Origin of the sequence: Filimonas effusa, from assembly GCF_004118675.1 — a bacterium.
In the GTDB taxonomy this organism is placed as follows: Bacteria; Bacteroidota; Bacteroidia; order Chitinophagales; family Chitinophagaceae; genus Filimonas; species Filimonas effusa.
In genome coordinates, this window is sequence record NZ_SDHZ01000003.1 from 75916 (window position 1) to 88429 (window position 12514).

Sequence of the window (12514 nt, forward strand, 5' to 3'; positions counted from 1 at the left end):
ACGTTATCCTTCGTAATTTCTAACATCTGGCATTCCCCATCTACTGTGTATCCTCTATCTTCGCGAAGTGGAAAAATTAAGCGTTAACATCATCAACCAGTCGGCATTTGCACTTCCTGCTTATGCCACTTCGGGCTCGGCGGGAATGGACCTGCGGGCTAATATCACGGAATCATTCACTTTACAGCCTTTGGAACGTACTTTGGTGCCTACCGGGCTGTTTATGGCCTTACCTGAAGGCTATGAGGCGCAAATCCGCCCCAGGAGCGGTTTGGCTATCAAACAGGGGCTTACCTGCCTCAATACCCCTGGCACGATTGATGCAGACTACAGGGGGGAGATTAAAGTAATACTCATCAATCTTTCCAATGAACCACAAACAGTATTACCAGGCGACAGAATTGCCCAGATGGTGATTCAGCGGGTAGCGCAGGTAGAATGGCTTGCCGTAGAAACACTCGACACTACCAACAGAGGTAGCGGCGGTTTTGGTCATACCGGCAAAATTTAAGACAGGAATGAAGAATTTTTTATACGTTAGTGCTCTTGCCTTTGCTGCCCTGCTGGCAGTTACAGGATGCCGCCCTACTAAAAAGGTGCAGCGCGTTGAAAATGCGATCGCTAAAAAAGATACCACTGCCCGCATAGTGGTGAAACCGGAAGCAGTAGACTCTATGTCCATTGTAAAAGGCATTATAGCGGACCTGGATAAGGGGTTGATTGATTTCAATAGCTTCTCTGCAAAAGTAAAAGTAGAATACCAGGACAAAGACGGCGGCGACCAGGCCAATGCCTTTATTCAAATGAAAAAGGACAGCGCCATATGGATTTCCCTCACCGGCCCTTTTAATATTGAAGGGGTGCGCCTGCTGGTAACACGTGATAGCGTGAAGCTGATGAACAAGATCAAGAAGACAGTGCAAATGAGCAGCATCGATTACCTGAAAGAACTGACCCAAACGCCGTTTGATTTCAACACTTTACAGGATGTGATCATTGGCAACCCGGTGTTTATTGATGGCAAACTCACTTCTTACAGGAAAAAAGATAATGGCTTACAGGTGCTGATCATTGGCAATTTGTTTAAACACCTGGTAACGCTGGATCCTGCGCAAAGCAAGATCTTACACAGCAAGCTGGATGATGTAGATGCAAACCGCAACAGGACCTGCGATATTACTTTCGGACAATATAAAAACGAGGGTGGCGTTAATTTCTCTACTTACCGCAAGATTTCGGTGGCAGAACATTCAAAGCTGGATGTAACACTTGACTTTAAGAAATACACGTTTAATGAAGCGGTGAGCTTTCCGTTTAATGTGCCGAAAAACTTCAAGCGGAAATAATTTTTGCCTGGTTTGAACGTTAATTTTAGGCTGAACCCATAAAAAGGATTGGAATGACTAAAAAGCTGTTTGTTTCCATATTGTGCTTAGGTATTGCCGTAGCGGCGGTATCGCAGCAGACAAAAGATGAAATCCAGAAAAAACAGCAGGAGCTGCAGAAGGAGCTTGCAGACTTGAATGATACCTACAACGAGATCAAGAAGAATAAGAAACAATCTATAGGGCAGTTACAGCTGGTGCAGCGGAAGATCCGCGCCCGGGAGGAGCTGGTAAGCGCGCTGAATAAGGACTTAAGGCTGATAGATGACAATATTTATCTTACCACCCTGGAGATGAACCGCATGCGCCGGGAGTTGGATACGTTGAAGATGAATTATGCGCAAAGCCTGGTATTCGCTTATAAGAACCGGAGTAACTACGATTATCTCAACTTTATATTTTCCGCCACCAGTTTTAATGATGCACTTAAGCGGGTAGCTTACCTGAAAAGCTATCGTCAATACCGCGAAACACAAGCTGATAACATCGTTAAAACCCGCTCTGTACTTGAACAAAAGTCTCAATTCCTGACTAATAGTAAAGTGGACAAAAATGCTGCCTTGAAAACACAGGGGCAGCAGTTACAGGTACTGGAAGAAGACAAACGTGAGAAAGATAAGGTGGTGCAGGAACTAAAAGGCCGGGAATCTGAAGTTGCTGCTGATATCCGGGAACGGGAGAAAACACGTAAAAAATTGAGCGCTGCTTTACAGGCTGCCATTAAACGCGAACTGGAGGAAAAGCGCCGGGAGATGGCTGCCAAAATGCTGCGAGAAAAGCAAGCTAGAGAAGAAGAGGAACGTAAGCGCAAAGCTGCTGCTGTAGCGGCAGCGGAACGAGAGAAAGCAAATCAACCCAAACAAGGTACAGCTGCTACCCAGCCTTCAGCTTCTAACAATGGTAATGCTAATGCGCAGCCGCCTGCCAGTACCACACCTTCCCGTCCATCAGAGTCGGCAAATACAGGATTAGTGACTACAGGCCCTAGTAACCGGGATTATAGTGTGTTTGAATCTACAAGTGAGGGGCTGACCATGTCGCTCAATTTTGAGAATAATAAAGGCCGTTTGCCTTGGCCGGTGGACAAAGGATTTATCCTGATTCATTTTGGCTCCTATACTATTCCAGATTCGAAGTTAAAAGGGGTAAGCGATGGGCTAGTGATCTCCACACCGGTAGGAACTACAGTTAAGTCTGTGGCTGATGGTGAAGTTTCTGCTGTAGTAGATTTGGGAGGAGAAGATGCAGTTATTGTTATTCATGGTAAATACTTCACTACCTATAGTAATCTTTCAGGAGTATCCGTAAGCCGCGGTCAGAAGGTGCGTGCCGGCACTATTTTGGGAAGGGCGTCAGCTGGTAGCGACGGAGATGGACAAACTACATTTATGGTTTCTAACGAAAAAGGGAACTTTTTCAACCCGGAATTTTGGCTGAAAAGACGCTAGGTAATTTTCGATCATGCATTATATAATAGCTAGATCAAGCGATACAAACATAGATTTCAGAATCTCTTTGAAAGAGTATTTGGCCCATTTTTCGTAGGTTCTCAAAAGCTTTGCTCCTTTTAATGAGGCCTTTCTTTTAAGATTCTCAATTTACTGACTCATTACTGATCCAGTAAATTGAGAACTGGACACTCTTCAATCTCTGGGCAGCTCAGTCCTATAGGGCTAGTTTTAGGCAACCCATAGAAAGTACCCCCTGGTTGAGGTTCTTCTCGAAAGTAAAACGTAAGTGTACAAGGCCCTGCAGTAGGAGTTACTCCATCATAAGGTAAAGCCATATTTGTACCAGGAATAGCGGCTACACAATAAACTTGCGAAGCTGTTTTCCTATTTGCTATAGCTACGCTAACCATACCTACAACTGCTAACACAGAAAAAGCTAATATCGACCTCTTCATGCTAATATTGTAATTTAAAAAATGATGAATATTCTTTCGCCTCCATTAGAGGCGCCTGCTATAATTAACCTAATAAATTTCGTGTAAAAAAAAACAATTTAGGGAACTTATCCTTTTAATAAGGAGCATTACATAGATCATACATAGACGCATTATAGCTCATTTCTGCATAAAAGAACGATATTACTCTATATTCACTTATCCAATACCACGTTTGAGAAATGACGATGATACTATAAAAATAATCGGATATGGAGCTAATAGGGGGAAAATAAAAGAAAGTACACTCAAACAACTTGTAAACAGTTTTATTTTAAGAGTCCCCCTAAGGGGCTTGTATATTTCTTTACACCTATTTTGTTATTATGCAAAAAAAAAGTCTCCTAAGCTTAGTATTGCTAATGCCAATACTTCTGTTTAGCCAACTCAAGCCTGTAAAAAAGATTATAGATACTACAACTGCCTTTAACTGGCCTGAAATAGGGCTCGCCTACCAAGACGATGTAAATCTAAGTCCAGATGGAAAATATTTCTCTTATAGGTTAAAAAAAAGATGGGTGGCTGATGGCCAAAGAATTTTGCAGCCGGTAGATGGCAAAGGCAAGACATATCTATTCCCCCTTGATATTAAATGTTTTTTTTCCAAGGACAGCAAACACTTCATTTATTATTCACAAAATAAGCTAACAGATCTGAGTATAACTTCGGGTGAGGTTGAAATAATTGATAATGTAAAAAACATACTAATTCCTGATAAAAAAAAAGGCGAGTTATTGATTTATCAACTAGAGGGGGCGAGGCGCCAATTGGTGGTGAAGTATCTGCAAACACCTGAAAAAAGCATGGTGATAGATTCTGTTAGTAAATACGCTCTAGATAAAAAAGAGGAACATTTAGCTATTTTATTGACAAAAGAAGGACATACAGGCAAAAACCTAAGGTGGTTTGATCTCCAAACAGGGCAGCAATATGAAATAGCTGCGTCTTCCGAAGAAGAAATAGAGGCCTTTGATTTCGACAATTCGGGTACAAGGCTTGTATTCACTAAAGTATTGCGACAAAACAAATCAGGACGCACGATCTGGCTGTTTGATGCTTTAACGCATAAAGTACATAAAAAAGCTGATTCGAGAAATGCTGGCTTAAGCATTGGAGAGTTTATATCATCCAAAATGCCATTTTTTTCTGATGATGCCCGTTATATCTTTTTTAGAGTAGAGAAATCAAAACCTGTAAGAAAAGAAACAGACTATGTCAAACTGGATATTTGGAATTATAAGGATTTAAAACCTAAAAACGCATGCTTTTATCCTTTGCCTGACACATATGCTTTTTCAGCAAGCGTACAAGAGGAAAAATTAGTCCGTCTCGAAAATGATTCAATAAGATTATTGCCTAGCTATAGAAAGGTAGGGGATTATGTTATTACTGCTAATTATATTGGAGATCAGTATTGGAAAGAAAAAGTAGCTGCTGGTCGCCATTTCTGGCTAGTTTCTTTAAAAGATGGCTCGCAAGCGCGCTTTAACATTGTATCAGGTTGTCGACAATATTATTATTCTCCAAATGGGAAATATATTGTTTATGGAGATTCTGTAGGAGGAAAATTAGACTATTACAGCTTCAATACGCTTACAAAGGAAACCAAGAATTTATCGAAATATATCCCAACAGACCACTTAACTTTCACAACAATCAACGGAGATAAGCTAGTTGGGCCAAATTTCCTGAATGACGTAGTGGGTTGGCTATCAGATGAAAATGCTGTTTTGATCTATGGAAGCTTCGATATATTCAAATTTTATTTATCGGGAAATCAAAAGCCTGAAAATATAACAAACGGCTATGGATATAAGCATCATACTCGTTTTGCTTTAGCTTACGAAGGTAGTCTAGGAGAAAATTTATATAATAGTAAAGACACATTACTATTAACCGCATTCAATGGAGAGAACAAATATAATGGATTTTATTCCAAGTGCTTATCTGAAAATAGCCACCTTGATTCCTTATCAATGCAGCCATGGATAATTAATGCATTTGGCAAAAGAATTATGCCCGACAATGACCATATGATGTATAAAGGCATGCCACCATTGAAAGCAACAGACACTGACTTATGGTTGGTTAAGTGCAATTCTACTAATAGTGCTCCAAACTATTTCATAACAAATGACTTAAAACACTATCGAAGGTTAACTGACATCCAGCCTCATCGCGATTATAATTGGTACACAACTGAGTTAGTTCACTGGCAGCAATATGATGGCAAAAGAGGCAACGGCATTTTGTACAAACCAGAAAACTTTGATTCGAAAAAAAAATACCCAGTTATCATCTACCATTACCGAGAGTTGAGTCATAAGCTGTATCATTACGATATACCGGAACCATGTTCAGATATTATTAATATCCCTTGGTTTGTCAATCGAGGGTACATAGTTATGGCCCCCGATGTATTTGTAGCGGAAAACGGTTCAGGGCCTGGTGCGTTTAATGCAGTTGCTTCGGCGGCAGATTGGCTTAAAACACAATCTTATGTAGATGAGAATAAAATTGGTTTGGCTGGTCATAGCCAAGCCGGTTTTCAAACAGATTATATTGTAGCACATACTAATGTTTTTGCAGCAGCGTTGTCCGGAGCAGGTGGCGCAGATGCAATTACCTCCTCATTTATTACAAGAGGATGTGGTAACCTCCGATTTTATGCATCTGAACTAAGAATGGGCACGATATGGGAACATTTGGATCTTTATTTAGAAAATTCGCCATTACATATTGCAGATAAGATTAAAACTCCATTGTTATTGTTTCACTGTATGAAGGATGAGGCAGTGCCTTGGGAGTTATCTGTGCAGCTTTTTATTGCTCTTTGGCGCCTAGGAAGCCCCGCTTGGCTGTTACAATATGATGAAGGTAATCACTCCCTTTTAACTAAACGTGACGTATTAGACTATACAACACGTTTAGAACAATTTTTTGGGCATTATTTAAAAGGACAGCCCCCAGCAGAATGGATGACAAAAGGGGTACCAAGAGAACTAAAAGGTATTGAAACGGGCTTAAAACTAATCAAAGAATAAAAGACTCCATTACCAAAATCTATCTAACATAAATAAAAAGCTATTAAACTCAACGGCAGCTCTTAAAAAAAAGCTCAATTAAGTTTAATAGCTTTTTATTTATTTCTCAATCATGCCCTCGCTTTTCTAATTACTAGTTCTAAACGGTTTTTAGTTATCTCTTGCCTATAATATGTAGCGTTGACTAGTACATCCTGCAATATCTATTGTACAGCTTTTCGTACAAAGGCACTACATTCTGAATATCAAATCGGCAAGCCTGCTCATAAGCTTGGCTTTTTAGCAGGCTCAAAAGTGTTGTATCTGATAACAACTCTAGCGCCTTTCGACCCATATCAGGCACATCTCCCACATTAGTAAGATATCCGGTTACACCTTCTATATTGATTTCAGGCAATCCACCCGCATTGCTACTAAGTACTGGCACCTTCGCAGCCATTGCCTCTAATGCAGCCAATCCAAAACTTTCATAATCAGAAGGCAGTAGAAATAAGTCAGAAATTGCCAATATTTCTTCTATCTGCTCCTGCTTACCTAAGAAACGCACATCTTCATCAATATGTAACTCCCTTGACAATTCCTCGACTATATGCCGTTCAGGCCCATCTCCCACCATCAACAACTTGACCGGCAGCTCCCTTTTCACCTCTGCAAACACCTTCACAACATCCTGCACCCTCTTCACCTTCCGGAAATTTGAAGCATGCACCAAAATCTTCTCATCCTTAGGTGCTATCACCTTCCGAAATGCCTCAATCGGCTTCTTGCTAAATCGTTTTACATCTACAAAATTGTGAATCACCTCTATTTCCTTGCTGATATCAAAATGCCTATATGTTTCCTTTCGCAAATTATCCGATACCGCAGTGATAGCTGCACTTTCATTGATAGAGAAAGTAACCACAGGCTCATACATCTTATCTCTACCTACCAAGGTAATATCGGTACCATGAAGGGTGGTGATCACCGGAACATCGCGCCCCAGTTTCTTTTGAACAATCTGTCGGGCCATATAAGCCGCCGAAGCATGAGGTATTGCATAATGAACATGTAATAGATCCAGGTCGTGATTCATAATTACATCTACCATCGTACTCGCCAGTGCCACCTCGTAAGGAGGATAATCAAACAAAGGATAGGTAGGCACCCTTACCTCGTGGTAATAAATATTTGCGTTGAATACATTCAGCCGCACCGGCTGCTGGTATGTGATAAAATGTACCGAATGTCCTTTATCTGCCAATGCCTTTCCTAACTCTGTAGCCAATACTCCGCTACCCCCAAAGGTGGGATAGCATACAATTCCTATACGCATGCATAATGGTTTATTACACACAAAGATAGGAATAGATGGCAGATGTCAGACGGCCGAGGGTACGAGGTAGCATTAAGCTTGTATTAGGAATATAACAGGGATTTTATGTAACTCGGGGACCTGTTTCAACCATTCCTTGGCTGTCTTTGTCTGGATCTTTTCGGTGGATGCGGTGATATTGGCGGCAACACAAATCCTGGTATTAGGCTGGCAATACTGCAAAAGGTCCTTTAATAACGCGTTGTTGCGGTAAGGAGTTTCGATGAAGATCTGGGCGCATTGCTGCTGCTGCGATTCGACCTCTATAGCTTTAATCGCTTTGCGACGTTCAAGATTGTCTATAGGCAGGTAACCGCGGAAACGGAATCCCTGGCCATTCATACCACTGGCCATCAGCGCCAGGAGGATGGAACTGGGGCCTACCAGGGGCTTTACTACTGCCCCCGCCTGCTGTGCCGCTGCTACCAATATCTGCCCGGGGTCGGCAACGCCGGGGCAGCCTGCTTCGCTGATAATGCCAATATTCTTTCCCGCCTGTAACGCTTCCAGGAATTGGGTCCTTACCGCATCCTCGGCTTTATGGATCGCATACCAGGCATAATCATCTATCACCATCTCGCGCCATAAACGTTTCAGGAAACGCCTTGCCGTCTTTTCATTCTCAACGAAGAATACCTGGCACTGCTTTACAGCATCGGTAATATAAGCCGGCAATACTTCCAGCGCCTCCGGCTCGTCATGTAATACAGTAGGTATCAGGTAAACAGTTCCCATAAATGATAGGTATAGAATGGTAGTTAGGAATGTCCCAGGTGGTTATCGATAATACCTGGTTTTTCCTGGATCGCATGCATACTTAAGGTAGCAGCAATGATGGCATAGGCCGGGGCTAATACCCAACCCAAGAAAGGCACCAGGTGCATCAGGTAAAACAACAGGCCATTACCAGTGGCCAGGCCTTTGTGATGGGTGATATAATAAATGCTATTGTTGACACTCATATTCCGCCTCGCATTGTTATAATCTACCATTGAAAAACCCCAGTAAAAACATTCGTTGATCACCGCCATCAAAGGGGTGGCCCAGCCTACTACGGGAATAATAGACAGGATGAGAATCGACAAGGTATAAATGGTTTGCCAGAACGCGTTCCTGAGCGCCACCCGAATGCCACGGGTCATATCTGCACGTAATTCGGTAAGCCGGAACTTTAATTCTCTTCCGGCGATAATAGCCTCTGTTTTTTCACTGAGATATGTAAATACCGGCGAACCGATGATAAGAATAACGTATTTGAACAGCGAGAAATAAAGCATCATCTGGATCAGCCAGAAGATGAGTCCTGATAGTGTGAACAGGAAGCCCAGCAGGCTGCTTTGCATACGGGATACCCAGTTACTTAGTCCTGTTTTAAGGCTTAGCCATTCGATGAACTGGCTGGAGGTCTTCCCGAAAAAATACATGCTTATCATGAACAGGATAGCATATACGATACCCGGCACCAGGATCCATTTCCACAACTTGTGCCGGCGAATAAATTCATTCGCCTGGATAAACGACTGGATGGATATGATAATCTCTTTTAACAACGGTCGTCTGTTTTTGGCCAAATATAAGCCCTTCATCGCTATCCGTTTGTATTTTTAACCCATGAGCTACGAACAACAGCCATGTACCCTCCCCAGCCACTGGCAGATCTTACCAGCCGCCTTCTATGAACGGGAAGATGTAGTACAGCTGGCGCGCGAACTGATAGGGAAGATCCTGGTCACCTGCTTCGACGGTGTAGTCACAGCTGGCTATATCACAGAAACCGAAGCCTATGAAGGGGTTACCGACCGCGCCTGCCATGCCTGGAACGGGCGCCGCTCCAACCGCACCGAGGTGATGTACTCCCCCGGCGGAACGGCGTATGTTTACCTGTGTTATGGAATTCACCACCTGTTTAATGTGGTTACCAATAAGAAGGATATTCCGCATGCCATTCTTATCCGGGGGATAACGCCTTTGGTGGGTGTGGAACATATGCTTGCCCGCACGGGGAAAACGAAGGTTAGCCAGACTTTTGGCTCCGGGCCTGGTAATGTATCGAAGGCATTGGGGATTCATACCCGGCATACGGGGCAAAGTCTTATAAATACTCCGGAGATCTTTATTGCCTCGGATGGCACCAGCTATCCCGAGGAAGCGATTGTGGCCGGGCCGCGTATAGGGGTTGACTATGCAGGGGAAGATGCCAAACTGCCTTATAGATTTCTCCTCTCCCTTTAGGAATACTCCTAAAACCTGGGACAGGGCATTTCTTTTCTATCGGAAGGGCGCGCGATATAGATCAGCGAAATTTCGATCCCGCCACGGCTGGCGGAGGCGCTTTTTAACTGGGAGGTGTTGACATCGTACGAGATGCCCAAACGGGCATTGTTCATTTCTATTCCCAGGTAAGGAATGAAAGCGTCTTTTACGCGGAGCCATCCGCCGGCATACAGGTTAATGGGATTGATCATGGTTTCGGTACCTGCCTGGATCTGGAAGGCGCCGCCGATGACGGTTTCGCTGGCTTTGGCCTGGATGCTGGTCAAACCACTCAGGTGAAGGGTCAGGTTTTCGCCTATCGGGAAATAACCGCCGGCATGGAACGTGGTTCTTGGATTCAGCAGGTATAAGGCACCGGTGAACTGTTGCTTCGGACGGTTAATATGATACATGCTGATGCCTGCATAATAGAAATCACGGTCGGTATTACTGCCGCTATATAAGAGGCCGGCATTTACGTCGATATAGTTGTTTTTGAGGGTTGAGCCGTTAAAGAGCTCGGATGTCACGCCGGTGAAACCGGATGCGGTAAGCTGGTCTTCGAATTTCAGGTCGGCGGTATTGATCATCATATTCGCATAGGTGGCCTGGAAGCCTGCGCCTATCTGGTGATAACCTTCTTCATCGAGGCCTATATGATAGGCTGTAGATGCGGAGAAATAGTTGAATTTTACGGCGCCATTGGCACTTTTATCGGTATAGCCCATAAAACCTACGCCCCACCTGTCTGTTTCGGGGATGCTGTTGAGCATCACAGGCAGGTCTACCGATAAGGTGGCTGTCTGGTAAGCCCTGTTGATGGTAGGCCACTGGTTGCGGTAGTTGCCGGAGACCCGGAAGGTGCCGTCGAATTTTCCTGTAAATGCGGGGTTCAGGGTAAGTGGTGATGAAAAGAACTGTGAGAAATGCGGATCCTGCGCCAGCAGTAATATTGGCGCTATTAAGGGTAGAAAGCTTAGGATTATTTTTCTCATAGTTGATATTGCCACCTAAATATAGGGATAGATGGCGGATGGTGAAAGGGTTGAGTCTGTAATTCCGCGAAATTACTGGTTTCCCCCAACATGCGCGTGCATTTTACCGGCAAACAGATAAGGAAGCTGGAAACATTTTACATAAAAGGAAAATGGTTTAAGCAGCAGTCTTTCCTCCGTGGCAAAACTTAACTGCATATAGTTCATTTGATAATAGCCAGTGAAACATAGCTGGGGCCGAGCAGCTAATTTTTATTGTATCACCTTTTCCATCCCTATACTTCGTGAGCCTTTTACCAGCAGGTAGCTGTCGGTAAAGTTTTGTGCCTTCAGCCATTCGGCGGCGGCGGCGGCATTTTGGAAGTAGTGATAGGGGTGGCTCACTTTCGCGAAATCTCCTCCTACCAGCGCTACTGCGTGCCAGTTGTACCGGGCGATGAGGTCTACCAGCTGCTGGTGTTCGGCGATGCTTTCGGGGCCCAGTTCCATCATGGCGCCGAGTAATAAGATCTTTTGAGCAGCTTCTACTTTTGCGAAGTTTTCGATGGCGGCTTTCATACTTGATGGATTCGCATTGTAAGCGTCAAGGATGATCTTGTTGCTGCCGGCATTTACCAGCTGAGAACGGCTGTTTGAGGGGGTGTATTGACTCAATGCCGCTACCATCTTGTCTTCGGGGACATTGAAGTGTTTACCTACGGCAACAGCACATAATACATTGGGCAGGTTGTAGCTGCCTACCAGCTGTGTGCTTAGTGCTTTAAAATTTACGCCACTGGTCATTTTCAGCACCAGGAACGGCTCGGAGTGCGCCACTTCACCGGTGACGGTACCGCTGGTGGTGCCGTACCATTCGATGGTGGGGATGCCGGCAGACATTTCGTGCAGGTAGTCGTAATCGTTGAAGGCGAAGGCTACGCCGTTGTGAGCGCGCAGGTAATCGAACAGTTCGCCTTTGCCTTTGCGGACGCCGGCTTCGCCGCCAAAACCTTCGAGGTGGGCTTTGCCGGCATTGGTGATGATGCCATGTGTTGGCTGCACATAGGTGCAGTATCCTTCAATTTCTTTCTGGTGGTTGGCGCCCATCTCTATAACCGCGAATTGAGCGTCTTTTTGCACTCTTAAAAGCGTGAGGGGGATGCCTATATGGTTGTTCAGGTTGCCCTGGGTGGTGCAGGTGGTATAGTGACTGGCCAATACGGCGTGCACCAATTCCTTGGTGGTGGTTTTGCCGTTGCTGCCGGTGATGGCGATGAACGGGATGTTGAACTGCTCCCTGTGATGGCGCGCCAGCTGCTGCAAGGTTGTAAGCACATCGTCGACCAGGATGAGGCGGCCGTTATTGGGTGCTATGGGCTCGTCTATCACTGCGTAGGCTGCGCCGGCTTCCAGGGCTTTCAGGGCGAAGGTATTGCCGTTAAAAGAAGGCCCTTTCAATGCGAAAAAGAGATCACCCTTTTTTAGTTTACGCGTATCGGTTTCAACGGAAGGGTGGAGTAAAAACAGGGAATATAGTTCAGGAATGGTCACGGCGTAAT

10 protein-coding genes are annotated in these 12514 nt (G+C 44.3%); 5 read left to right on the plus strand and 5 right to left on the minus strand.

Going from position 1 to position 12514, the window contains the following annotated elements:
* Window positions 1-67 precede the first annotated feature (67 nt).
* The 4 genes from dut to ESB13_RS18235 all read left to right on the plus strand — a co-directional run bounded on the left by dut (window position 68) and on the right by ESB13_RS18235 (window position 6374).
* Window positions 68-511 (plus strand): dUTP diphosphatase, encoded by a 444-nt coding sequence (gene dut / locus ESB13_RS18220; RefSeq protein WP_129005124.1) that lies wholly within the window; start codon window positions 68-70, stop codon window positions 509-511.
* 7 nt (window positions 512-518) lie between these two features.
* Window positions 519-1346: a DUF4292 domain-containing protein gene (locus tag ESB13_RS18225; RefSeq protein WP_129005125.1), complete on the plus strand. Its 828-nt coding sequence runs from the start codon at window positions 519-521 to the stop codon at window positions 1344-1346.
* A gap of 53 nt (window positions 1347-1399) precedes the next feature.
* The gene (locus ESB13_RS18230) at window positions 1400-2833 is read left to right on the plus strand and encodes a murein hydrolase activator EnvC family protein (protein WP_129005126.1); all 1434 of its coding nucleotides are present in this window, start codon (window positions 1400-1402) and stop codon (window positions 2831-2833) included.
* Between the two features lie 823 nt (window positions 2834-3656).
* Window positions 3657-6374: a prolyl oligopeptidase family serine peptidase gene (locus ESB13_RS18235; RefSeq protein WP_129005127.1), complete on the plus strand. Its 2718-nt coding sequence runs from the start codon at window positions 3657-3659 to the stop codon at window positions 6372-6374.
* Window positions 6375-6558: 184 nt separating this feature from the next.
* Here ESB13_RS18235 and bshA read toward each other — a convergent pair whose 3' ends face one another.
* The 3 genes from bshA to ESB13_RS18250 all read right to left on the minus strand — a co-directional run bounded on the left by bshA (window position 6559) and on the right by ESB13_RS18250 (window position 9278).
* Window positions 6559-7689, minus strand: a complete 1131-nt coding sequence (bshA, locus tag ESB13_RS18240; RefSeq protein WP_129005128.1) for an N-acetyl-alpha-D-glucosaminyl L-malate synthase BshA — start codon at window positions 7687-7689, stop codon at window positions 6559-6561.
* 72 nt (window positions 7690-7761) lie between these two features.
* A complete protein-coding gene (locus ESB13_RS18245; protein WP_129005129.1) occupies window positions 7762-8463 on the minus strand; it encodes an SAM-dependent methyltransferase in 702 nt (233 codons plus the stop codon).
* 23 nt (window positions 8464-8486) lie between these two features.
* Complete coding sequence (locus ESB13_RS18250; protein ID WP_129005130.1) at window positions 8487-9278, minus strand: EI24 domain-containing protein; 792 nt, start codon at window positions 9276-9278, stop codon at window positions 8487-8489.
* A gap of 61 nt (window positions 9279-9339) precedes the next feature.
* Between ESB13_RS18250 and ESB13_RS18255 the strand changes: the two genes are divergently transcribed.
* Complete coding sequence (locus ESB13_RS18255; RefSeq protein ID WP_129005131.1) at window positions 9340-9960, plus strand: DNA-3-methyladenine glycosylase; 621 nt, start codon at window positions 9340-9342, stop codon at window positions 9958-9960.
* An 8-nt stretch (window positions 9961-9968) separates the two neighbouring features.
* Here ESB13_RS18255 and ESB13_RS18260 read toward each other — a convergent pair whose 3' ends face one another.
* Together ESB13_RS18260 and ESB13_RS18270 are read right to left on the minus strand one after the other, a co-directional pair.
* The gene (locus ESB13_RS18260; protein ID WP_129005132.1) at window positions 9969-10976 is read right to left on the minus strand and encodes a PorP/SprF family type IX secretion system membrane protein; all 1008 of its coding nucleotides are present in this window, start codon (window positions 10974-10976) and stop codon (window positions 9969-9971) included.
* A gap of 252 nt (window positions 10977-11228) precedes the next feature.
* Window positions 11229-12506 (minus strand): UDP-N-acetylmuramoyl-tripeptide--D-alanyl-D-alanine ligase, encoded by a 1278-nt coding sequence (locus ESB13_RS18270; RefSeq protein WP_246022621.1) that lies wholly within the window; start codon window positions 12504-12506, stop codon window positions 11229-11231.
* Between the last annotated feature and the right edge of the window lie 8 nt (window positions 12507-12514).

What these genes read in the sequence shown, in the direction of transcription:
- ESB13_RS18225 (WP_129005125.1), top strand. Translation starts at nt 519, where the DNA reads ATGAAGAATTTTTTATACGTTAGTGCTCTTGCCTTTGCTGCCCTGCTG.
- ESB13_RS18230 (WP_129005126.1), top strand. Translation starts at nt 1,400, where the DNA reads ATGACTAAAAAGCTGTTTGTTTCCATATTGTGCTTAGGTATTGCCGTA.
- ESB13_RS18235 (WP_129005127.1), top strand. Translation starts at nt 3,657, where the DNA reads ATGCAAAAAAAAAGTCTCCTAAGCTTAGTATTGCTAATGCCAATACTT.
- bshA (WP_129005128.1), bottom strand. Translation starts at nt 7,689, where the DNA reads ATGCGTATAGGAATTGTATGCTATCCCACCTTTGGGGGTAGCGGAGTA.
- ESB13_RS18245 (WP_129005129.1), bottom strand. Translation starts at nt 8,463, where the DNA reads ATGGGAACTGTTTACCTGATACCTACTGTATTACATGACGAGCCGGAG.
- ESB13_RS18255 (WP_129005131.1), top strand. Translation starts at nt 9,340, where the DNA reads ATGAGCTACGAACAACAGCCATGTACCCTCCCCAGCCACTGGCAGATC.
- ESB13_RS18260 (WP_129005132.1), bottom strand. Translation starts at nt 10,976, where the DNA reads ATGAGAAAAATAATCCTAAGCTTTCTACCCTTAATAGCGCCAATATTA.